The 22,480-nt window shown below is 68.9% G+C and carries 22 protein-coding genes and 1 riboswitch; of the genes, 13 read left to right on the forward strand and 9 right to left on the reverse strand.

Going from position 1 to position 22,480, the window contains the following annotated elements; genetic code table 11:
- The first annotated feature begins 4 nt into the window (after positions 1-4).
- Positions 5-1,414 carry a sensor histidine kinase gene (locus tag ACFXHE_RS02565; RefSeq protein WP_379379060.1) on the forward strand — a complete coding sequence of 470 codons (1,410 nt, stop codon included), beginning with the start codon at positions 5-7 and terminating at the stop codon, positions 1,412-1,414.
- Here the strand turns inward: ACFXHE_RS02565 and ACFXHE_RS02570 are convergent.
- Positions 1,328-2,050, reverse strand: coding sequence for a response regulator transcription factor (locus tag ACFXHE_RS02570; protein ID WP_379380354.1), 723 nt, complete (start codon positions 2,048-2,050; stop codon positions 1,328-1,330). The two genes, ACFXHE_RS02565 and ACFXHE_RS02570, sit on opposite strands and share 87 nt — an antisense overlap.
- A gap of 98 nt (positions 2,051-2,148) precedes the next feature.
- Here ACFXHE_RS02570 and ACFXHE_RS02575 point away from each other — a divergent pair, with 98 nt between their 5' ends.
- Positions 2,149-2,862, forward strand: coding sequence for a phosphatase PAP2 family protein (locus ACFXHE_RS02575; RefSeq protein ID WP_379379062.1), 714 nt, complete (start codon positions 2,149-2,151; stop codon positions 2,860-2,862).
- A gap of 35 nt (positions 2,863-2,897) precedes the next feature.
- Here the strand turns inward: ACFXHE_RS02575 and ACFXHE_RS02580 are convergent, their stop codons facing one another.
- On the reverse strand, positions 2,898-4,076 hold the full coding sequence (locus tag ACFXHE_RS02580) for a cytochrome P450 (RefSeq protein WP_379379064.1): 1,179 nt from the start codon (positions 4,074-4,076) through the stop codon (positions 2,898-2,900).
- Between the two features lie 120 nt (positions 4,077-4,196).
- Here ACFXHE_RS02580 and ACFXHE_RS02585 point away from each other — a divergent pair, with 120 nt between their 5' ends.
- The gene (locus ACFXHE_RS02585) at positions 4,197-5,018 is read left to right on the forward strand and encodes an SAM-dependent methyltransferase (protein WP_379379066.1); all 822 of its coding nucleotides are present in this window, start codon (positions 4,197-4,199) and stop codon (positions 5,016-5,018) included.
- Positions 5,019-5,042: 24 nt separating this feature from the next.
- Here the strand turns inward: ACFXHE_RS02585 and ACFXHE_RS02590 are convergent, their stop codons facing one another.
- The 4 genes from ACFXHE_RS02590 to ACFXHE_RS02605 all read right to left on the reverse strand — a co-directional run bounded on the left by ACFXHE_RS02590 (position 5,043) and on the right by ACFXHE_RS02605 (position 8,531).
- Positions 5,043-5,447, reverse strand: a complete 405-nt coding sequence (locus ACFXHE_RS02590; protein ID WP_379379068.1) for a hypothetical protein — start codon at positions 5,445-5,447, stop codon at positions 5,043-5,045.
- 32 nt (positions 5,448-5,479) lie between these two features.
- Entirely contained in the window at positions 5,480-5,698 is a 219-nt protein-coding gene (locus ACFXHE_RS02595; protein ID WP_379379070.1) for a hypothetical protein, read from the reverse strand.
- 478 nt (positions 5,699-6,176) lie between these two features.
- Positions 6,177-6,332, reverse strand: coding sequence for a hypothetical protein (locus ACFXHE_RS02600; protein ID WP_379379072.1), 156 nt, complete (start codon positions 6,330-6,332; stop codon positions 6,177-6,179).
- A 36-nt stretch (positions 6,333-6,368) separates the two neighbouring features.
- On the reverse strand, positions 6,369-8,531 hold the full coding sequence (locus tag ACFXHE_RS02605) for a germacradienol/geosmin synthase (protein ID WP_379379074.1): 2,163 nt from the start codon (positions 8,529-8,531) through the stop codon (positions 6,369-6,371).
- 273 nt (positions 8,532-8,804) lie between these two features.
- Here ACFXHE_RS02605 and ACFXHE_RS02610 point away from each other — a divergent pair, with 273 nt between their 5' ends.
- Positions 8,805-10,013: a glycosyltransferase gene (locus ACFXHE_RS02610; protein ID WP_379379076.1), complete on the forward strand. Its 1,209-nt coding sequence runs from the start codon at positions 8,805-8,807 to the stop codon at positions 10,011-10,013.
- 134 nt (positions 10,014-10,147) lie between these two features.
- Positions 10,148-10,495 (forward strand): ribosomal subunit interface protein, encoded by a 348-nt coding sequence (locus ACFXHE_RS02615; protein WP_364608230.1) that lies wholly within the window; start codon positions 10,148-10,150, stop codon positions 10,493-10,495.
- Positions 10,496-10,528: 33 nt separating this feature from the next.
- On the opposite strand, the gene ACFXHE_RS02620 is transcribed toward ACFXHE_RS02615, so the two are convergent.
- Positions 10,529-11,410 carry a response regulator transcription factor gene (locus ACFXHE_RS02620; protein ID WP_379379078.1) on the reverse strand — a complete coding sequence of 294 codons (882 nt, stop codon included), beginning with the start codon at positions 11,408-11,410 and terminating at the stop codon, positions 10,529-10,531.
- Positions 11,411-11,465: 55 nt separating this feature from the next.
- On the opposite strand from ACFXHE_RS02620, the gene ACFXHE_RS02625 reads away from it, so the two are divergent.
- From ACFXHE_RS02625 to ACFXHE_RS02655, 7 genes are all read left to right on the forward strand, one after another.
- Positions 11,466-13,103 carry an AMP-binding protein gene (locus tag ACFXHE_RS02625; protein WP_379379080.1) on the forward strand — a complete coding sequence of 546 codons (1,638 nt, stop codon included), beginning with the start codon at positions 11,466-11,468 and terminating at the stop codon, positions 13,101-13,103.
- Positions 13,100-14,800, forward strand: a complete 1,701-nt coding sequence (locus ACFXHE_RS02630; RefSeq protein ID WP_379379082.1) for an AMP-binding protein — start codon at positions 13,100-13,102, stop codon at positions 14,798-14,800. Before ACFXHE_RS02625 ends, ACFXHE_RS02630 begins: the two co-directional genes overlap by 4 nt.
- A gap of 41 nt (positions 14,801-14,841) precedes the next feature.
- Entirely contained in the window at positions 14,842-15,033 is a 192-nt protein-coding gene (locus ACFXHE_RS02635) for a hypothetical protein (protein WP_379379084.1), read from the forward strand.
- Positions 15,034-15,158: 125 nt separating this feature from the next.
- Complete coding sequence (locus ACFXHE_RS02640) at positions 15,159-16,079, forward strand: AraC family transcriptional regulator ligand-binding domain-containing protein (protein WP_379379086.1); 921 nt, start codon at positions 15,159-15,161, stop codon at positions 16,077-16,079.
- Between the two features lie 91 nt (positions 16,080-16,170).
- On the forward strand, positions 16,171-17,043 hold the full coding sequence (locus tag ACFXHE_RS02645; RefSeq protein WP_379379087.1) for an AraC family transcriptional regulator ligand-binding domain-containing protein: 873 nt from the start codon (positions 16,171-16,173) through the stop codon (positions 17,041-17,043).
- Positions 17,044-17,088: 45 nt separating this feature from the next.
- Positions 17,089-18,045 (forward strand): AraC family transcriptional regulator ligand-binding domain-containing protein, encoded by a 957-nt coding sequence (locus ACFXHE_RS02650; RefSeq protein WP_379379089.1) that lies wholly within the window; start codon positions 17,089-17,091, stop codon positions 18,043-18,045.
- 258 nt (positions 18,046-18,303) lie between these two features.
- Complete coding sequence (locus ACFXHE_RS02655; RefSeq protein WP_354835950.1) at positions 18,304-18,495, forward strand: hypothetical protein; 192 nt, start codon at positions 18,304-18,306, stop codon at positions 18,493-18,495.
- Between the two features lie 22 nt (positions 18,496-18,517).
- On the opposite strand, the gene ACFXHE_RS02660 is transcribed toward ACFXHE_RS02655, so the two are convergent.
- The gene (locus ACFXHE_RS02660) at positions 18,518-20,158 is read right to left on the reverse strand and encodes an NRAMP family divalent metal transporter (protein ID WP_379379091.1); all 1,641 of its coding nucleotides are present in this window, start codon (positions 20,156-20,158) and stop codon (positions 18,518-18,520) included.
- Entirely contained in the window at positions 20,155-21,495 is a 1,341-nt protein-coding gene (locus ACFXHE_RS02665; RefSeq protein WP_379379093.1) for a magnesium transporter MgtE N-terminal domain-containing protein, read from the reverse strand. Before ACFXHE_RS02665 ends, ACFXHE_RS02660 begins: the two co-directional genes overlap by 4 nt.
- A 103-nt stretch (positions 21,496-21,598) precedes the next feature.
- Positions 21,599-21,777, forward strand: a riboswitch (M-box (ykoK) riboswitch).
- Positions 21,778-22,057: 280 nt separating this feature from the next.
- Here ACFXHE_RS02665 and ACFXHE_RS02670 point away from each other — a divergent pair.
- Positions 22,058-22,471: a hypothetical protein gene (locus tag ACFXHE_RS02670; protein ID WP_379379094.1), complete on the forward strand. Its 414-nt coding sequence runs from the start codon at positions 22,058-22,060 to the stop codon at positions 22,469-22,471.
- Positions 22,472-22,480: the final 9 nt, after the last annotated feature.

A 22,480-nucleotide genomic window follows, 5' to 3' on the forward strand; every position in this document is an offset into this window, starting at 1 on the left:
GGACGTGAATCGGATCCGGAAATGGTTGCGGCCCTCGCACTGGGGGTTGCGGATTCGGTCGGCCATCGCGGCCGCGCTGACCGTGGGTGCGGTGCTGCTGCTGGCGGCGGGAGCCATGCTCGGACTGCTGAATCGGTCGCTGCTGCGGGAGATCGATACGGCGGCCGGCACGCGGGCCGAGACCATCGCCAGTGAGCTGACCCGGAATTCGGTGGCCGAGCTGCCGAATTCGCTGTTCGAGGCGACCGGGCAGATCGGAGTGGTGCAGGTCATCGACCCGCAGGGGCGGATCGCGCGGGAGTCGAACGCGAAGCTGTCGGCACCGCTGCTGGACCCGGGGACCGTGGGCGCGAGAGAGACCGCGCGCCGGCCGGTCTCCGCGTACGACGAGGACCTGCGGGTGTCGGCCCACACCCTGTCCGCACCGGGCGGCCGGTACCTCGTGCTGGTCGCGGGCGACAGCGAACCGGCCGAGCACGCGGTGAAGCGGGTCGCGGTCCTGGTGGCGGTGGGCGGGCCCCTGGTGGTGGCGGCGGCCGCGCTGGCCACCTACCTGCTGGTGGGGCGGTCACTGCGATCGGTCGAGGAGATCCGCAGCCGGGTGGCGGGCATCGGCGCGGCCGGACTGTCGGAGCGGGTGCCGGTGCCGGTGGCGCGCGACGAGATCGCCCGGCTGGCCGAGACCATGAACGACATGCTCGCCCGCATCGAGGCCGGGCACGCGGCCCAGCGGCGCTTCGTCGGCGACGCCTCACACGAACTGCGCAGCCCGCTCGCCGCGGTCACCGCCGCCCTCGAGCTCGCCCGGGACCGGCCCGAGGTGCTGGACGCCGAATTGATCGGCGGCACACTGCTGCCCGAGACCGAGCGCATGCGGCACCTCATCGAGGATCTGCTGACCCTGGCCGCCGCCGACGAGAGCGGGCTCGACATGCGCACCGGCGATGTGGATCTCGACGATCTGGCCGGCGAGCAGGCCGCGGCCCTGCGGGCGCGGGGCGGCTTCACGGTGCGCACGGCGATCGAGCCGGTGCGGATCCGGGGCGATCAACCGAAACTGGCTCGGGCACTGCGCAATATCGTCGACAATGCAGCCGCGCACGCCCGCACCACGGTGGCGGTGACGGTCCGGCGCGACGGCGACACCGCCCTGGTACTGGTGGACGACGACGGTCCCGGCATCCCCGCAGCCGACCGCGAGCGCGTCTTCGGGCGCTTCGTGCGATTGGAGGCCGACCGCGCCCGTGCCACCGGTGGCTCCGGGCTCGGCCTGGCCATCGTCGCGGAAATCGTGGCCGCGCACGGCGGTTCGGTCAGGATCGGCGAATCACCGTGGAGCGGAGCCCGATTCGTCATCGACCTGCCCGTCGCCGGACCAGTCGGGGTCGACCATGCGGTAGCCGACGCCCCGTAGCGTCTCGATGCTGGTGCTGCCGAACGGCGCATCGATCTTCTTGCGCAGGTAGCCGATGTACACCTCGACCACGTTCTCCGGACCGTCGTAGTGGGCGTCCCACACATTGCGCAGAATCTCGATCTTGGTCAGCGCCAATCCCTTGTGCCGCAACAGGAATTCCAGCAGCCCGAATTCGCGCGGGGTCAGCGTCAGCGCGGTCTCGCCGCGCCGCACCGTGCGCCGCGCCGGGTCCAGGACGAGATCGCCCGCCGTCAGCAGCACCGGTTGCTGCGGTGCGCGCCGGCGCAGCAGCGCGCGCAGCCGGGCGATGAGCACCACGAAGGAGAAGGGCTTGGTCAGGTAGTCGTCCGCGCCGAGATCCAGTGCGTCGGCCTGCTCGTAGTCGCCGTCCTTGGCGGTCAGCATGAGCACCGGCGTGGTCACGTCCCGGGCACGCAGCCGGCGCAGCACCTCGTAGCCGCTCAGTCCCGGCAGCATGATGTCCAGCACGATCACATCGAAGCTGTCCTCGACCGCCGCCCACAGCCCGTCGGTCCCGGTGTGGGCGAGCTGCACCACGAACCCCTCCAGCTCGAGCCCGCGCTGCACCGTCCGCGCCAGCCGCTCCTCGTCCTCGACCACCAGCACCCGCACGGGCACCAGCATGCCCGACGATCCGGCAGCGGGCGGCCCGGCCCCGCCCGGCCGCGCTCTCAACGTTCTCTCAGCGATGCCATGGCAACCTCGGTGGCATGCTGTCCTCACCCCCTGCGCAGAAGGAAGCGTCCACCACGAAACGGCCAGCCGGATTCCCCGGCCGCACCCTCACCGGCACGTTGGTCGCGCTGGCGCTGGCTGCCGTGATTCTCGTCCTGACCTGCGTGGTGGTCTGGTACAACGGCCCGGCCGGACCGGATTCCCCCTGGTTGCAGTGGTTCATCGACCAGCGCACCGCCACCTGGACCGGCCTCGCGAAGGCGGTCAGCGCGGCCGGTGACACCACCTCGGTGGCGATCTACGCGATCCTGGCGTGCGTGCTGCTGGCGTGGCGGAAGTACTGGGACCAGGCGGTGCTCGTCGCCGTCGCGGCGGCCGGCGCGGGGGCGCTGGTCTTCTTCGGCAAACTTCTCATCGCCCGCGATCGACCCCCGGTGATCGACCATCTGGTCACCGAGACCAATCACTCCTACCCGTCCGGGCACGCCCTCGGTTCGACCGTCGTGGCCGGCATCCTGGTCGCGGTCCTCCTGCCGGTCCTGGCCCGCCGGATCACCCGCATCCTGGTGATCACCATCGCCGCCCTGTTCGCCGTGGCGGTCGGCCTGTCCCGCCTCTACCTGGGCGTGCACTGGCCCACCGACGTCCTGGCCGGTTGGCTCATCGGCGCGTGCTGGCTCTCGATCTGCCTCACCCTGCGCCCGTACACCCGCCTGGTGACCGACCGCCTGCCCGGCTCGTTGCGCTGAGCCGGACCGGCGGCGGTACCGCACGGAGGTAGCGCTCAGCGCAGCGTGACCGTGGTCGGCAGGCTCGCGAAGCCGCGGTTGTTGGAGGCGTGGATGCGCTGCAGCCCCGCCGGGTCGACCTCGAAATCGGTTACCCGCGAGGCGATTTCCTGCAGCGCCGTGCGCAGTTCCAGCAGCGCCAGGTTGGAGCCGAGGCAGTGGTGGCGGCCGCTGCCGAAGACCAAGGAGGCGGAGGTGTCGCGGTCCAGGTCGAAGGTGTCCGGATCGGCGAAGACCTCCGGGTCGCGGTTGGCGGCGCCGGTGAGGAGCAGGATGCGGGCGTCGGAGGGAATCGACACGCCGTGCAGTTCGACCGGTTCGGTGGTGGTGCGCAGCTGGGTCTGGGTGGCCGGGTCCCAGCGCATGGCCTCGGCGATCCAGTCGTCGATGCGGCCATCGAGGGCCCGCCGGCGCTGGTCGGGGTGCAGCCAGGCGGCGTGCCAGGCATTTCCGAAGGTGAGCATGCTGGTCTCGATGCCGGCCCCGACCAGCAGGATCAGGACGCCGACGATCTCCTCGGGGGTGAGCCGGTCATCGCCGTCGGCGGCATCGAGCAGACCCGAGAGCAGATCCTCCTGCCGGGACTTGCTGCGCTCGATGGTGAGCTCGGTGTAGTAGCCCACCAGCGCGCCGATGGCCTGCATGGCCTCCGGCCGCAGATCGGTGGACTCCTCCTCGGTGTACATGATCTCCATGCCGAGCTTGCGCAGCATCTCCCGATCGTTCTCGGGCACGCCGACCAGTTCGGAGATCACCTCGGTCGGGAAGGGACCGGCGAACTCGGCCATGAGATCGAAGCTGCCGCGCTCCAGCAGCGGTTCCAGCAGGCCGATCGCGATCTCGCGCAGCCGTGGCTGCAGCGACTGCACCCGGTGCGCGGTGAACGCGCGCGTCACCAGGCCGCGCAACCGGGTGTGCTTGGGCGGGTCCATGGCGACGAAGGAGAAGAACCGTTCGGCCTGCGGCCCCCAGAAGGCCGGTTCCATGCGCAGGCCGTTCACGCTGGAGAAGCGGTCCGAATCGCGGAGTGCGGCGAGGACGTCGGCGTGGCGCGAGAAGGCCCAGAAGTCGTCGGTGTCGTTCCGGTAGACCGGGGCCTCGCTGCGCAACCTGGCATAGTAAGGGTACGGATCGGCATGGACATCGAAATCGAACGGGCTGTAGCGCAACTGCATGACGAACCTTCCGGCGATGCTGCGGGGGCGGGCGCACGGCTCTGCCGGTTTCCGAAGGTACAGAGTCGCTACCGATCCGCAACTGGAGCTGACAGATTCAGACAGTAGCCGAAAAGGATTGTGAGCGTTTTGAACTCGGAATCAGCGGCGGACCGCGTCGACACCACCAAACCGCATCCGGCGCGCCGGTACGACTACTGGCTGGGTGGCAAGGACAACTTCCCCGCCGATCGCGAGTCCGCCGACGCGGTGTCCGAGGCGTTCCCGACGGTGCAGCTGTCCGCGGTGGAGAACCGCAACTTCCTGCGCCGCGCGGTCGCCTATCTGACCGGTGAGGCGGGCATCCGCCAGTTCCTCGACATCGGCACCGGCCTGCCCACCGCCGGGAACGTACACGAGATCGCGCAGGGCATCGCCCCCGAGTCCCGCATCGTCTACGTCGACAACGACCCCATCGTGCTGGTGCACGCCCGCGATCTGCTCAACAGCTCCCCCGAGGGCCGGACCGCGTATCTGGACGCCGACCTCCGTGACCCGCAGCACATCCTGACCCTTCCCGACCTGCTGGCCACCATCGACCTGAGCAAGCCGGTCGCGCTCATGGTGGTCGCGGTCGCGCACTTCATGACCGACGAGCTACGGCCCTACGACCTCGTCCGGCAGCTCACCGACGCCCTGGCCCCCGGCAGCTACCTGGTCATGTCGCACGCCACCAACGACTACCTCGACGAGCACGACCTGGCCCGCTCCGCGGAGGCCAATGCCCGCAGCGGCGTGCCGTTCCAATTGCGTTCCAGCGCCGAATTCGCCAAGTTCTTCGACGGATTCACCCTGACCCCGCCTGGCATCACCGCGGTCACCCTCTGGCGGCCCGAGGAGTACCGGCCGCATCCGCGTCCCGAGGCGGTGGCCATGCTGGGCGCGGTGGGCCGCATTCCCTGATCCGGCGACCCGCCGCGCGCACGGTCAGAGCCTGCCGACGTCCTCGAGCACCCGCCGGGTCTGGGCGAACAGCATGCCGACATTGACCGACTTGCGGCACACCACCACCACGACCACGTCCTCGCTGCTCTCGGCACGCACGAACAGGTGGGTGAGGTTGTCGCTGTTGACCAGGATCTCCTGGAAGTAGTGGCGCTCCAACCGGATTCCGCGCCGCTCCTTCCAGATGTTCTCGATCATCACCACATTGCGGCCCTGGAACAGCTCCAGGGTGGCCGCGGCCAGCAGATCGAGGACCTCCTGGGGATGGTTGTCGACGGTCTCCACCGCCAGCAGCATCCCGGTGGCCATGTCGATCGCGCCCGCGGCGATGCATTCGGGCACCTCCGAGCGCAGGACCTTCACCAGCGTCGACACCCGGTCGGTCATGCTGCCGGGGGCACCTGCATTGCTCGATGTGTTCATTGCGTCCTCTCTGGTTTCCTCGGGGTGAGGGTTCGTTGACCGCCGCGCAGCATGGGCTGCGGCGGTCGCGGCGGGAGCATGTCGTTGATGCCGCTGGCGCCGCGGCGGCGGCGCGGCAGCAGGGACCGGCCGGGTGCGCCGTGGGGCGGCTCGAGGGCCGGCAGCGGCGGTTCGGGTTCCAGCGGGGCAATGGCGAGCAGGTCGTCGTCGAGCATGCGAACCACCTGGACGCTGACCGCATACAGGCTGCGGCACAACAGCTTTGCGAAATCGCGGCAGCTGCGCCGGCCATTGGCCCGGAGCAGGATCTCCCGGCGCCGGCAGCCGCCCGGGTGCGGCGAGAGCTCCCGTAGTCATGCTCGAACTCCTGGGAAATAGGCACGGCGAATGGAGGCGTATCGCAGCCCGGAAACATCCGAATGTGAAAGTTGCACGCCTGGTCGACAATTCGACGGTGAATCGCACCGAACCCGTTCACCGCGTGTGGGATATCGTGACAGCCCAGCAGTTTTAGAGCAATGGATTCCGGTGAATCGATTACCTAAGTCCCACGACATTGCGCGACCCGGCGCGCAGGGAAACCAGCATCACCAGCGCAAGCGATCCACTATGTGCGCCGCCTACGGGTTAAGCACGCTTGACGGTTGCATCAAAAAAAGATATTGCCGCGCAATATGAACCGTCCGGTCGAATTCATTTGTCCGAATTCGATTTATCGCTGCCGGCACAACCGGCCAGCGCCAGCAGATCCTCGGCGGGCGGCCCGGCGAGCATGGCCGCGGCGGAGCGCACGTGCCGGTCCTCGCCCGCCTTGAGGGCGATGCCCAGTTCCCGGCCGAACCGGTCCACAGCCGCCACACCGCCGGGCGGCCGCGGCGCAGCGGGTCAGCGGCGGCCCGCCCGATCGGCGAGCACGCTGGCGAAGGGGCCGACCAGGCCGGTGATGACCGGCCTGGGACGGGAGGCCCGCAGGGTCTGCTCGGAATAGCGGCCGGTGCTGGTGTGCCAGTGCAGATTTCCGGCCATGTGATCACGCAGCCGGTCGACATGGCCGAGCAGCGCCGCACGCACCTCGCCGGGCAGCTCGTGGTCGGCGAAGAATTCGGGCAGCCGTTCGCGCGCGACGAGTTCGAACTGCGTCAACCGTTCATTGGCGAGATCGACTACGATATCGGCCGCATGCTCTCGGGAACAGCCCAGGAAGGACTGGGTGAGATACACGAGATTGTAGATCTCCTCATCGTATTCGATCTCCTTCTGATACGAATAGAGGTCGTTGACGAGGGCGGCGTAGTCGTGGGCCGAATTCTGCAGCTGCCGAACAATACTGGAGTCCGATATTTCCGAAATCCGTGGGTCGGCGGCAATTTCGGACGAATACAGGGCGTCCAGTGCGCAGAACAGCGGCCCGCCCGAGGTGAGGCGTCGCTGCTCGAGATAGTCGACGGGATCGGGCAGCCGGTGCCGAATCTCGTTCTCCAGCACGCACTCCCAGCCCTCGAACAGCTCGATCAGGGCCGCCCGCAAGCGTTCACGCCCCGCCTCGTCACAGCCCGCCGCGGTATCGCGCCACAGCGCGGCCAAGCCGTATTCGAGTGCGGTGAGCGGTACGGGTGTTCTGTCGGAGAGCTGAAGCGGCAAGCGCCGCAACTGATCTCGGCCGGATACCGGCTCCACCCGGAATACCCGGGTGGCCAGGTCGTCGGCGTAGGTGCCCCAGGTGCACCAGCGGGTGCGCAGCAGCAGCGCGGCCGCGTCGGCCCCGGGATCGAGCATGGCCATCAGCCCCGCGAAATCGGCGGCGGTCACGGTCTCGGCGGTCCAGCCGACCCGCGGATCCAGCAGTCCGACGGCCGCGGCCCACCTCGGCCCGTCCGCGCGAGCCAGCGCCACCTGCGGATTCATCGACACGGGATACGGCATCACCAGCCCGCGCACCGGCAGCGGTCCGGGTGTTCGCGGCGGCGGAACGTGCTGCTCGAGCTGGATTCGCAACCCCGGCGCGAGCCGGGCGGCCGCGCTGCCCAGCCCGGTCGGACCACGGTCGACGCCGCTGTTCATGTAGCGGCTCGACCGCAGATGCCACTCGTGCCCGCCGGACTGCCAGTCCTGCAGGCCCCCGATGTACCGCGCCACGGCGAGCTGTTCAGCAGGAGTGGCCGCGCGTTCCACGAACAGCTGTGGCACCTCGACCGACGCGGTGTCCTCGAACTGCTTCAGCCGCGAGGTCAGCATGTCATTGGTCAGCTCCGCGGCCGCCTGCGTGGGCAGGCCCAGGAACCGTTCCAGCACCAGCACCATATTGGCGTTCTCGCCCTCGACCCGGACCTCGCGCTCATAGGAGAACAGGTCGTTGCGCAGATGCACTGCGTCGGAGAAGGTTTCGCACAGCACCCGCAGCGGCCGCTCGGCGGCGAAACGGCCGGGCACCTCGGCGCCGCAGGCGAACTCCACCAGATTGGCCGACCAGGGCGCGCCGCCCACCCGGCGGCGCATCTCGATGTACTCGACCGGATTGGCCACCCGATCGCGGGCGATATTGTCCAGTTCCCAGAGGGATTCGACCATGAGGTTGTGGGTGGAGCGGCGCATGCGCTGCTGCCAGCCCGGGGACATGACCGGCACGGTCCGGGCCCAGCAGTCGGCCAGTCCGGCCTCCGACGGCGTCTCGGGTTCCGGTGCGGGACAGCCGGGTTCGGCCATGAACAGTTCCAGGCGCGCGAGATAGCGGGTGGCTTCGGCCCGGTTGCCGGTGTACTTGTACTCGGCAAGGAACCAGTCGTCGAAATAGAAGACCCAGATGTACCACTCGGTGAGCAGCGCCAAAGCCTCGGCGTCGCAGTCGGGATGGGTGTACGCGCACAGCAGCGCGTAGTCCATCCGGTCCAATCTCTCGGCGTCCCAGATGGGTTTGCCGTCGACTCCGAGCTCGCCGAGCATCCCCATGCGCTGCGCCCATGCGGTGGAGTGCGCGCGGGCGTACCCGTGATGGGGATTGAGCCGGGCGGGATGCGGGGTGTAGAAATCGGGCAGGGTGAAGGGCTTCAATTCAGGGCCCTCTCGCTGGAGGTTGTGCATTCCGGTCGCCGGGGGCGCCGGTATTGCGCTGCTGTTTGCGATATGTCGAACGAACCGCGTCAGAACTCTCACTGCGACAACGTGATCAGCGTCACAACCATGGTAGAGGCCCGTCGCCGTCTCGCCAACACCGCAATCTTCTCCGACCGACCGGTACCTCCCGAACCGGCCGGCCCGCCCCCGCCCGAGATAGCCTGGGCGCTGCGCCACCCGCACCCGCCACCCACACCAGGAGGATCGTCCATGCCGAATCCCGCCGCCGACCGCGCCCCGATCCTGCAGCGACTGGGCGACCGTGGCCGGGTGCGCGTGATCGTCGCCGGTGGCGGCACGGGCGGGCACACCTATCCGGCGGTGGCGTCCGTGCGGGCGCTGCGGGATCTGGCGGCCGAGACCGGGGCCGCGGCCGAGGTGCTGTGGGTGGGCGTGCCCGACAGCCTGGAGCAGCGGGTCGCGGCGGAGAACGACATCGACTTCACCGGCATCAAGGCCGGCAAGCTACGCCGCGACCGCAATCCGCTCAAGATGCTCAACAAGGACAATGCGCGGGATGCCCTGCGCGTGCCGGTCAGCGTCCTCACCGCCCAGGGCGTGGTGCGCCGGTTCCGCCCGGACGCGGTGCTGTGCACCGGCGGCTACGTGTGCGCCCCGATCGGCATGGCCGCCGCGCTGCGCCGGCGGCCGCTGGTGATCCACGAGCAGACCACCGGCATCGGCAAGGCCAACCTGCTGCTGGCCCGGATGGCCGACCGTATCGCGCTCAGCTCCGAGGCGTCGATCGCCATGCTGCCCGCGCGCGCCCGGGACCGGGCGGTGGTCACCGGCAACCCGATTCGCCCGACCCTCACGACCGGCGATCCGGCCGCGGCGGTCAAGGCTCTCGACTGGGAGGGCTACACCCCCGGCCTGCCGACGGTCTACATCACCGGCGGCGCGCAGGGCGCGGTGCAGATCAACGAGCTGATCGGGCAGCTGCTGCCCGAACTCCTCCACTCCGCCAATGTGATTCACCAGTGCGGGCGGCTCTCCTTCGAGCAGGTTCGCGACCACGCCGCCACCCTCCCGGAGGAGGTGCGCGGCCGCTACCTGGTGCGGGAGTTCGTCGGCCCCGAGCTCCCCGATGTGCTGGCGCTCACCGACGTGGTCGTATCCCGTTCCGGCGCAGGGACTCTCGCCGAGCTCACCACACTGGGCAAGCCCTCGGTGCTGATTCCGTACCCGCATTCGGTCGGCGGCGAGCAGATCCGCAATGCCCGAATCCTGGCCGACCACAATGCCGCTCGCGCCCTCGTCGGTGACGATGCCACCGTCGCGAACCTCCGCACGGCCCTCACCGAACTCCTGACCGATGCCGGGACCCGCGCCGCCGTGTCGGCCGCCGCCCGCGCCCTCGGCCACCCGGAGGCCGCGACGGACCTCGCCCTCACCGTCCTGGATCTGGCCACCCGCTGAGCGGGGAGCACGAAAGCCGCACGCCACCACGCGATCTGTTCCACATGCCGCTCTCAGTCGGAGTAGGTATGGTCGGAGGTGTCAGCAAGCCCTCGGTTACTCCGGGGATTGCTACCCGAGAGATTGGAGATGCCATGCAAATCCAGGTCTTCGCCGACAAGAACATCGGCGGCGGCGCGATCGCCCAGGAAGCGACGGACACCATCGCTTCGATTCTGGATCGATTCGCTGATCACCTCACCCGGGTCGAGGCCCACATCACCGATGTGAACGGGCACAAGGGTGGTTCCGAGGACAAGAAGTGCAGCCTCGAGGCGCGGCCCAAGGGCCAGCCACCGGTGGCGACCACCCACCGCGCGGCCACCGCCGAGGACGCCTACACCGGAGCCGCCGACAGCATGGCGCACCTGCTCGACAGCAAGTTCGGGCGGCTACATCACGCCAAGGGCGGTGAATCGATCCGCCACCTCGTGTCGGACTGAGTCCGGCCGCGGGCCGCTGCCTCCGACCTTCGGTTACGGAAGGAGCCCGAGGCGGCGTGCGCGCACGACCGCCTCGTGGCGGTTGTGCGCGCCGAGTTTGGTCATGGCGCTGCGCAGATAGCTCTTGACCGTCTCCGGGCGCACCGAAAGTCGCTGCGCCGCTTCTAGATTCGTGCAGCCCAGCGCGACGTGGGCGAGGACGTCCAGTTCCCGGGGCGCGAGGCTCACCGCGTCGTCCGGGGCCGCGACGCCCGACACCAGGCGCGCGAGCTTCTCGGTCACCTCGCGCAGGCGCCGGCGGGCCGAGGCCTCCGAGACCACCTGGGTGATGCCGCGCAGTTCCGCATGCAGATCCCGGAGTTGTTCGGTGACAACGGCATTGGCTTCGGCGACGAAGGCATGGGCGCTCGTCGTGGACTCCCGCGCGAAGGACAGCCGCAGCCGCCGATCCACTTCATCGCGAATGGCCAGTTCCGTCGCGAGCCGGCGCCCGGCCTGCACCATCTCGTCGGCGATGCGGTCGCCGATCACCCCCGAGTCCCGATTGGCCACGTACAGCACCGCCCGTGCCTCGCCCCTCACCACCACCGGCACCGCCACCACCGCGCGCAGGCCCTCACCGAGCACCGGGGCGTCGTAGTGGTGGGTGATGGTCGAGGCCGAGCGATAGTCGGACACCGAGCGCGGCTTGCCCGTCACCACCGCCGAGCCGCCCAGCCCGGAGCTGGGTGCGACGGCCAGCCCGCGCATGCCGTTGGTGCGGGTGCCGACGAATTCGCTGAGCACCAGCATGCCCGCGTGCACCTCGCCGCCGAAGACGACCGGAAGCTTGCTGGCGGAGGCGAGAGTGCGCAGCTCAGCACGCAGAGCGTCACCGTCGCTGGGGCGCAGGAGCCCGTCCGTGGCCGAAGTCATCGGTCAGCCCCTTTCGGGGGTAGTCCAGGGTGAGTGTGACGTAGATCCTACTGGTGTGAGCGAGAGCACGAGCTACACCTTCGGAGTCTGGGACGCTCCCCTGCTGGGCGAGACCATCGGCGCCAACCTGGACCGGACCGCGGCCGCGCATCCGGACCGCGAGGCCCTCATCGACTACACCACCGGTATCCGCTGGACCTACCGCGAATTCAACGCCGAGGTCGACACGCTGGCGCTGGGCCTGCTGGCGGCCGGCATCGGCAAGGGCGACCGGGTCGGCATCTGGGCGCCGAACTGCCCGCAGTGGACGCTGATCCAGTACGCCACCGCCAAGGTCGGCGCGATCCTGGTCAATATCAATCCGGCGTATCGGGCGCACGAACTGCGCTACGTGCTGCGCCAGGCCGGAATTCGGATGCTGGTCGCGGCACCATCGTTCAAGACCTCCGACTACGCGGCCATGATCACCGAGGTGCGCCCGGAGTGCCCGGAGCTCGAGCAGGTGGTGCTGCTGGACAGCCTCGAATGGCAGAGTCTGTTCACCAGCGGCCGGGCCGCGAGTCCGGATCTGCTGGCCGCGGCGCAGTCGGCGCTGTCCACCGACGATCCGATCAATATCCAATACACGTCCGGCACAACGGGTTTCCCCAAGGGCGCGACCCTCAGCCACCACAATATCCTCAACAACGGCTATTTCGTGGGCGAGCTGTGCGGCTACACCGAGCAGGACCGGATCTGCATTCCGGTGCCGTTCTACCACTGCTTCGGCATGGTCATGGGGAATCTGGCCGCCACCACGCACGGCGCGGCCATGATCATCCCGGCCCCGGCCTTCGACCCGCGCGCCACCCTGGAAGCCGTTGCGGCCGAACGCTGTACCTCCCTGTACGGGGTGCCGACCATGTTCATCGCGGAACTGGCCGATCCGGAGTTCGACACCTACGACCTGTCCTCGCTGCGCACCGGCATCATGGCCGGATCGCCGTGCCCGGTGGAGGTGATGAAGCAGGTCATCGAGCGCATGGGCATGCGCGAGGTGAGCATCTGCTACGGCATGACGGAAACCAGCCCGGTCTCCACCCAGACCCGCGGCGACGATTCGCTGGTGCAGCGCACCGCGACGGTCGGCCGGGCCGGGCCGCACATCGAGGTGAAGATCGTGGACCCGGTGACCGGGGTGACCGTGCCGCGCGGCGCGGCCGGCGAACTGTGCACCCGCGGCTACTCGGTGATGCTCGGCTACTGGGGCGAACCGGAGAAGACCGCCGAGGCCATCGACGCCGCGCGCTGGATGCACACCGGCGACCTGGCCACCATGGACGACGAGGGCTACGTGGCCATCACCGGCCGCATCAAGGACATGGTCATCCGCGGCGGCGAGAACATCTACCCGCGCGAGATCGAGGAATTCCTCTACACCCATCCCGACATCGTCGACGCCCAGGTGATCGGCGTGCCCGACGTCAAATATGGCGAGGAATTGATGGCGTGGATCCGGATGCGTCCGGGTACACCGCCTTTGACCGCCGAGAGTCTGCGTGAGTACTGCGCCGGCAAGCTCGCCCACTACAAGATCCCCCGCTATGTGCACGTCGTCGACGAGTTCCCGATGACCGTGACCGGCAAGATCCGCAAGGTCGAGATGCGCGAGATCGGCGCGCGACTGCTCGGCCTGACCGAGGAGAACGCATGACGAACACCGAGGCCTACCGCGCCGCCCGCGACGGACTACTGGCCGTGTCGACGGACTACGACGCGGCTCTGCGCGAGTTCGAATGGCCACGGCTGACCGGCGAATTCAACTGGGCCACAGACTGGTTCGACCACATCGCCCGCGGCAACGACCGGCCCGCGCTGTGGATCGTCGAGGAGGACGGCTCCGAACAGCGGATCAGCTTCGCCGAGATGGCCGAGCGCTCGGACCGGGTGGCCACCTGGCTGGCCGGGCTGGGCGTCGGCAAGGGCGACCGCGTCGTGCTCATGCTCGGCAATCAGGCCGAGCTGTGGGAGGCCATGCTGGCGGTGGCCAAGCTGGGCGCGGTCATCATGCCCACCACCGGGGCGCTGGGCCCGGCCGATCTGAGCGACCGGATCGAGCGCGGCGGAGCGCGTTTCGTCATCGCCAATCACGGCGATACGGGCAAGTTCGACGAGGTGCCGGGCGACTACACGCGAATCGTGGTGGGCGAGCCGGTGTCTGGCTGGCGCGACTACGCCGAAGCGGCGTCCGTCGAATCGGCCGGGCCGTTCCGGGCCGTCACCGAGGTGACCGATCCGCTGCTGGTGTACTTCACCTCCGGCACCACCAGCAAGCCGAAGATGGTGCAGCACTCCCAGATCAGCTACCCGGTCGGTCACTTGAGCACCATGTACTGGATCGGTGTCCGCCCCGGCGACGTGCACCTGGCCATCAGTGCGCCCGGCTGGGCCAAGCATGCCTGGAGCTGCTTCTTCGCGCCGTGGCTGGCCGAGGCGACCGTATTCGTCTACAACTACGCGCGTTTCGACGCCGCGGCCCTGCTGGCGCAGCTGCGCCGGGCCGAAGTGAACACGTTCTGCGCGCCACCCACGGTGTGGCGCATGCTGATCCAGGCCGATCTGGGCGAGCGTCCGGCCGGGCTGCGCGAAATCCTCGGCGCGGGTGAGCCCTTGAACCCCGATGTCATCGCGCAGGTCGAGAAGGCGTGGGGCCTGGTCATCCGCGACGGCTTCGGCCAGACGGAAACCACCCTGCAGGTGGGCAATACGCCCGGGCAGCCGCTCAAGCCCGGCTCCATGGGGCGGCCCGCGCCGGGCGTGCCGGTCGTGCTGGTGGATCCGATCACCGGGCAGCGCGCCGAGGAGGGTGAGATCTGCCTGGATCTGGCTGCGGCGCCGGTCAATCTGATGACCGGCTATCTCGGCGATCCGGAGCGTAATGCCGCGGTCATGGACGGCGGCTACTACCATACCGGCGATGTGGCCGTGCGAGACGCGGACGGATACATCACCTATATCGGGCGCACCGACGACGTTTTCAAGTCCTCCGACTACAAGGTGTCCCCCTTCGAGCTGGAGAGCGTGCTCATCGAGCATCCGGCCGTGGTGGAGGCGGCCGTGGTGCCGCAGCCGGATGACACGCGGCTCGCGGTGCCCAAGGCATATGTGGCACTGGCTGCAGGATGGGAGCCGAACCGTGAAACCGCCCGCGCCATCCTGGAATACGCCCGCGATCACCTGGCGCCCTACCTGCGTGTCCGCCGGCTGGAGTTCACCGAGCTACCGAAGACGATTTCCGGCAAGATCCGCCGCGTCGATCTGCGCCATCGCGAGGAGCAGGCGCACGCGGCCCGCGCGACCATCCCCACCGAGTACCGCTACGAGGAAGTACTGAGCGACACCATCCGCTGAAACCGCACCGCCCCATGCCCCTACGACAGACCGGAGCTCCCATGCCCCACACCGTGGAATCCGCGACCGCCTACGTCATCGCCGCCCTGGAGGCCAAGGGGACGGCGACCCGGGAGGACTTCGATATCCCCGGGATCGTCAGCACGACGCACAGCATCACGCAGACATGGGATTTCCAGGCGGTCGACCGCCGCCGGTTCTGGGGCATAGCGGCCACCTTCCTCCGCGCCTGACCCGCGGAAAGACCAGGGAGCGACACCCGCTCGCCCGGACCCACACGAAATCGGGGACGAGCGGGTTGTCTCACAGTTCGGCGAATTCGCGGTTTCCGGCCTCGAATTCCCCGCACCATTGGCTGATGCACACCTCCGACTCCGTGCTGCTGCCACGTTTCGTCCTGTCGCGCGCCGCGGCCGCGGGCCTGGACCCGGCCCGCCTCGCCCGCGAGGCCGGCATGCCGGGCTGGCTGCTGGAGGACGGCGATGCCCGGGTGTCCAGTGACTACTTCCCGCGGCTGTGGGAGCTGCTGGAGTACGAGCTGGACGACCCGGAGGTCACCCTGCGGGCCACCGGCAGTTACCGGCTCGGGGAATTCGGGCTGATCGACTATCTGATCTCGACGGCCGAGACCGTCGGCGCGGGTTTCGGCGTGATGGGCCCGTTCGTGGGGGCGATCTCCACCAACTACCGCGTCGAGCCCGGCGCGCAGACCGAGACCGAGTCCACCTTCGACATCTACACCGTCAATACCGAGGGCCGCGCCCGCGACCTATCGGTACAGATGGCGCTGGCCTCCCTGATCTCGCGCATGCGCCAGACGACCGGCCGCCCGATGGATCCGGTGCGCATCCGGCTGCGCGAGCGCGCGCCCCGCCGCCTCGACGCCTTCTCCGAGCAGTTCGGCACGGCGCGGCTGGATTTCGGCGCTCCGGTCGACCGGATCACCTTCCGCAACGCGGACTTCGAGCTGGCCCAGATCACGGCGGACCCGTTGCTGGCAGCGGTATTGCGCCGCCACGCCGCCACCATGCCGCCCCCGCCGCCGCGCGCCACCGAGTGGCCGGACCGGGTGGGGGCGGTGCTGGCCGAGGTCCTCGACGGCACCGACGCGCTGCTGGACCAGGTCGCGCGCCGTCTCTACACCAGCCCGCGCACCCTCCAGCGCCGCCTCGCCGAATCCGGCACCACCTGGCGCCTCGAGGTCGACCGCGCCCGCAAACGCCACCTCGAAGATCTCGAATCCGGCTGGGCCGCCGGACACGACGGCGATACGCCATGATTCGCCGAAGTTCCAGGGGGTGCCCACTCCGGCGAGGTGACCCGAGGTGGCGCGGGCGAGGCGGTGTGGCCGGGCGAATGGAGCAGCGATCATGACCACCTCGGACAGTGTGCTGCTGGCCCGGTTCGTGCTGACGCGAGCCCGGGCGGCGGGGCTGGATCCGGTGGAATTGGCGCGGGCGGCGGGAATCGGGGCCGGCGCGCTGGACGGGCCACCGGGAAGCATTCCGGGGCAGTGCTATCCGCGATTGTGGGAATTGTTCGAGCGCAGGGCGGAATTGCCGCACGTGGGACTGCGGGCGGCCGAACGGTACGGAATGGGGGAACTGGGGATGATGGATTATCTGCTCGCCACGGCGTCGACTGTGGGCGAAGGGTTGAGGGCCGCAGGGGAATTCGGATCCGCGCTGTCGACCACGCGGCGCCTGGCCGTGGTCGGCGAGGACGACCGGCACGTCACCTTCGCGGCGGAGCCGGCCGGGGAGGGCCGGGGCACGGAGGTCGCGGTGCAGGCGAGCTTCGCCTTCCTGACCGGTCGCGCGCGGCTCGGTGCCCGGACGCGGATCGCGCCGGTCGCGGTGACCCTGCGGGAACGCGCGCCGCGCCATCACGCACCGTATACCGAGTTCTTCGGCACGGCCGCAATCGATTTCGGCGCCGAGGCCGACACGCTCACGCTGCACCATGCGGACCTGGACCGGCGGCAGTTCACCGCCGATCCGGGGCTGGCGGCCGTGCTACGCCGGGCCGCCACGGTGGCGACCCTATCCACCCCGCCCGCGCGCGCCTGGGCCGATCTGCTTGCCGCCGAGCTCGATTCACTACCGTCGCTGGACACGGCGTCGATCCACGGCACGGCCCGGCGGCTGGATACCAGCCCGCGCACCCTGCAGCGGCGACTGGCCGCGGCCGGAACCAGTTGGAGCCGGGAGCTGGCGAGCGCGCGCCGCCGGGCGGCGTGGTGATGGGCGGCCGTGACTACTCGATCCGACTCTCACGACAGCATTCTGATGGCCCGGTTCGCACTGGAGCGGGCGGCCCGGGCGGGGCTCGACCCGGAGCGGATCGCCCGGCTGGCCGGGGTCCCCGCCTGGCGCGAGGGCGGCGAGGGGACCCGGGTGTCGTCCCGGTACTGCCTGCGGGTGTGGGAGCTGCTCGAACAGGAAACCGGTGACCCGGATATCGCCCTGCGCGTGGCCGAGGACAGTGCGACCGGCGAATTCGGTCTGCTGGAGTATCTGTTCCTGTCGGCGGAGACCCTGGGCGCGGCACTGGACGCCTGCGTGCGCCACACCGGCAGTCTGACAACGAGTTACAACTTCCGGATCACGCATCGCACCGAACACGAGGTCTGCTACGAGGTGCTGTCCGGGGTGGAGGACTGCCGCGGGCGGGAACTGTTGGTGCAGGCGGCTTTCGCGCTCCTCGTGGGCCGGGGCCGGGCGGCCACCCGCTACCCGATCGTGCCCGCGCGGGTGACCTTCCGGCAGCCCGCGCCGGTCGACCTCGCCGCTGTCACCGAGCTGTTCGGCACTCGCGCAATCGATTTCGGGAGTCTGGTCGACTCCCTGACGCTGCGGGCCGCGGATCTGGCGCTACCCATGAAGTCGGCCGATCCCGAGTTGACGGCCGTGCTGCTGTCCTACGCGGCCACGCTGCCGGCCACTCCCGAGTCCGGCGTCACCTGGCTGGAACGGCTCGGCGACGTCCTCGACGGCGCTCTCGACGAGGGCACGGCGACACTGGAAGTGGTAGCGCGGCGTCTGCTGACCTCACCAAGATCACTACAACGCCGCCTGACCGAGGCCGGAACCACCTGGCGCCGGGAGGTGGACAGGGCGCGGCGCCGCAGATTGCAACGGGCCGAACACCTTCCACGCGCTCAGCAGGCGGAATTCCTGGGATACGCGGATCCGGCCAGCCTGCGGCGCGCCGTACATCGCTGGCGCGATCGCGACGATTCCTGAAAGATGGACCCCGCGCGCAGGCCGAAATCGCACCTACCGTACGGTATTCCGGCAACCACACAGCAAGGTTGGCGTGTACCGGCCCGGTTTGGCGTCTTCGGAACTCCCGCGCGATGCGGGCGGAAATGAAACTGGACGGAAACGCCACGACGTGCCCGCCGCGAGGCTCGCCACGGCGTTTGCGATGCGTGGTTGTGGCCGACGCTGTCCACGGCCACGTGTCCCTATCCGGTCCCGGTCCTCGATTGGAGCTTCCTCGTGCCCCACACCGCAGAAACCGCCACCGCCTACGTCGTCACCGCCGTGGAGGCCAAGGGCACCGCCACCCGGCACGACTTCGACATCCCGAGCATCGTCAGCATCACGCACAGCCTCACCGAGAGCTGGGATTTCAACAGCGTGGACCCGAACATGTTCTGGAACATCGTCGCCACCTTCCTCGAGCACTGAACTCGGCCGCGCCCTTCGGCCGTCAGCCCCGCCCCAGCTGAATCGCCTTGACCAGCAGCAGAATCGCGCCGACGACCAGATAGGCGCGCAGGGCGATCATGCCCAGCCGGGTACCGGCCGACCAGGTCACCGGTTCCAGCAGCGTCAGCGGCGGCATCCGCCAGGTGTCCTTCGCGGACGCCTCGAAGCGGGGCCGCGGCGTGGGCGCGGGCGCCCCGCGCTGCGTGAACCTCAGCGCCACCACCGCGATCACGACCAGGAGCACCAGCGCCACCGCCAGGTATCCGGCCGTGGCGACCACATCCAGGTCCGGGAACAGCGTGGTGGCCATGAGGATTCCCGACAGCAACAGCAGCACGCCGACGATGATCGCCGCCACGATGTTCAGCCAGGTGCGATTCACCCACGGCCCGAGCACCTGCGGGTCGTTGCACAGCAGCAGCAGGAACACGCTGGCGCTGGGCAGCAGCAGCCCGGCCAGGGCCTGCACGGCGGTGGTGATCAGCCCCAGGGGCGCACCCGGAATCAGCACGATGCCCGCGGCGAGCACCACCATCGCGATATAGGACAGATAGAACTGCCTGGCGTCCTTGAACCCGCGGTGCAGCGAGTGCTTGATGCCGAACACATCGCCGAAGGCGTAGCTGGTGGCCAGGGTGACCGCCGCCGCGCCGATGATCGACGCGTCCAGCAGCACGATGGCGAAGACCGACCCCAGCAGGTGGTGGACCTGGCCCAGCAGGTGCGCGATCTCGCCCGCGTCGATGAACTTCCCGACCGCGTCATTGGCGCGCGCGGCGTAGTCGGCGGTCATCATGAGCGCGGCCGCACCGGTCACCACGACGAACGCGCCCAGGGTGGTGTCGGCCCGCTCGTAGCCGATGAACCGCGGGGTGATGCGCTTGTCGACGATATTGGACTGCTGGAAGAACAGCTGCCACGGTGCGACAGTGGTGCCGACGATGGCGATGATCAGCAGCACCGCGTCGGAGGTCCAGCTGCCCTCGACACCGGGCACCACGAAATCCTTTGCGGCGCGGCCCCAGTCTGGATGCGACAGCAACAGCATCGGAATCTGCAGCAGGGTGATCAGGATGAAGACGAACATCGCCCGTTCCCACCGCCGGAAGCTGCCGGTGGCCATGATCGCCACCAGCGCCGCGGCCGCCACCGGCACCACGACGTACTTCGAGATGCCGAAATACTCCGCGGCCAGGCTGACACCGATGAACTCGGTCACGATGGTGAGAAAATTCAGAACGAAGAGATCGCCCACCGAGAACCAGCCCCAGCCGCGGCCGAAGCGCTCGTTGATGAGCCGCGCATGCCCGACGCCGGTGACCGCGCCCAGGCGAACCACCATCTCCTGGTTGACGATCAGTACCGGGATCAACAGCAGCAGCACCCACAGCAGGCTGTAGCCGTAGTTCTGCCCCGCCTGCGCATAGGTGGCGACACCACCGGCGTCGTTGTCACCGACCATGACGATCAGCCCGGGGCCGATAATGGCCAGCAGCGTCAGCATCCGGGTCTTGAACGTGCGCGAATGCTCGATGTCACCGATCTTGATCTTGCCGAGCGCGCCCTCGATATCGCCCAGGTGCGCCGAATCCAGCACGGCCGACCGACGATTCGCGGAACGGTTTTCCTCGGCATTGGTCATGGCCGTGCCGCGCCGTCCGAGTCGTCGCCGGATCCGGTCGTGACCGGCCGGGCCGGCCGGGGCGCGGGTTCACGACGCCGCCAGTCCTCGGGAATGACATCCTCGAGCACATCGTCGACGGTGACCACGCCGAGCACCCGATCCGCGTCGTCCACCACCGGCACGGCGTACAGGTTGTAATCGGCCATCAACAGGGCGATGTCGGTGATATCGGTGTCGGGCGCGACCCGCACCGGATCGTCGTCCATCAGGTCGGCGACCGGCGTCGCCGGGTCGGCCTGCAGCAGCGCGATCACCGAGACCACGCCCACCAGCCGGCCGGAGTCGAGTACGTGCACCTTCAGCAGGGCCTCCGGCTGCACTGCGTGCGCGGCGGAGACCACCGAAAGCGCCTGTGCCGCCGTAGCGTCCAGCGGACACGAGACGAAGTCGACGTTCATCAGCCCACCGGCGCTGTCGGGATTGAACCCCATCAGCGTGACGACCTTGACGCGCTGCCCGGGCGGCATCAGATCGAGCACACGCCGGCGGCGCGATTGCTTGAGCTCGATGACGGAGTCGGCCGCGTCGTCGGCGCGCATGCGCCCGAGCAGCGCTGCGACTTCCGCATCGGACATGTCGTTGAGCAGGCGGCTGGACTTGTCGGAGTCGAGCTCCTCGAAGACATCCGCCTCCAGTTCAGGGTCGTCGTGCACTTGATCCAGGATCTCGTCCTGCTCGTGCTTGTCCGCGTCCTCCAGCAGGTCGGCGATCTCAGCGGGCTTGAGCCCGCGCAACCGGCTGCTGAGCCGCAGGGTCAGCGACTGCTCGTGGCCGATCAGCGGCTCGAACGCCTTCCAATCCCGGGAGGCGTGACCGCCGCCGGACTTGATCAGCCCGAAAAGGCGCGCTGGGCGGCGAGTGTCCAGTCGCGCCAGCACCCAGCCCGAACCGGAGTCGTCGGGCACACCGACCCGATCGAGCTCGACATCGTAGGCGCGCACCAGCTCCACCGCCTCCACATCGATCAGCCGGTGACCCAGGATGTCCGCGCGCAGCAGCACCTCACCCGCACGCCGCTCGAAGGACCGCAGGTCGACCTTGTTGACCGAGAGGACGATGCGATCGGCTTCGAACAGCCGGATACGTTCGGCGGAGACGAACACATCGCGCCCACCCATCCCGACGACCACGCCCATCACCGGCGGATAGGCGTCGCCACCCGGCAGGCGCACGATGAGGTCGTCCACCCGGCCGATGGTCTCCCCCGACGCGGCGATCACCGGCGCCTTCAGCAACTGCGACAGATGCACCGTCGCAACCGATTCCGGCTTCGACGATACTGTGGGTTCGGTCATATGCGCTCCTGACTCGGCGACCCGGAATTCCGGCGGCCACGGGCGAACATTGCATGTCCGAATTGACGAATCAATCCTCTACTGCCAGACTTTGCGGCGTCAATCAGCACCTCGCTAGGCGAGGCTCCTGTACGAACACAGGCCACTGATCCGACGACGTCGAGAGACGCCCAGGGTTAGGACAGGTTTCCCCGGATTAAGGGGTCACCCGAAGTGGCTTCCCAAGGCCTTTCATTGGGGATACGTCGTGCAGTGCCGAAGCTCTGACGAGAGGGGTGCTCGCCCTCCGGCCTGCTGGCGTGGCGACTCCTCGTGTGCACCCTGGTCAGCGCCCTCGTGCGCTCCGGCCGCAAGGAGGTGAGGACGACCCATGACCCCCGGCGATAGTCCGTATCCGAGTGATCGGTTCCACTCACCCGTTTGCGGGTGAAAACACGCCACACGACTCTGACCTTTCACCACACCACGCACGATGCGTATCCCCATTACGCGGCCGTGTAATACGTGCTGGCCTTTTCACCCTCATTCGAAATCATCCACCCAGAATTTCGGAGGTTCGCCAATGAGGAAAATCACCGCGTACACCCTGGCCGCCGTCCCCGCCCCGGGCCTGCCCGCGCCGGGGCTGAAGACCGTCGCGAGCCAGGCTGACCAGGATGCCGCGTTCTCCGCAGCGGTCAACCAGTTCGGTCTGGCCACCTCGGTGGGCACCCTGATCGGCACCCTCATCGGCGGCGCGGCCGGTTGCGCCATTGGCGCCGCGGGCGGCGCCATCGCCGGCGTCACGGTCATGTCGGTGCCGACCGGCATCGCGGGCTGCCTCACGGGCGCCGCCATCGGCATTCCGCTGGGTGCGGCGGCCGGTCTGGTGCTGACCGGCGTACCCGCCGCCATCGCGGTCGGCATCGGCCTTGCCCAGCGCCTGTCCGCGCCCGACTCCACCCCGGCTCCCGCCGACGCGGCGCCTGCCGTCTAGCGGGCGGGT

This window comes from Nocardia sp. NPDC059229 (assembly GCF_042754165.1).
In the GTDB taxonomy this organism is placed as follows: domain Bacteria; phylum Actinomycetota; class Actinomycetes; order Mycobacteriales; family Mycobacteriaceae; genus Nocardia.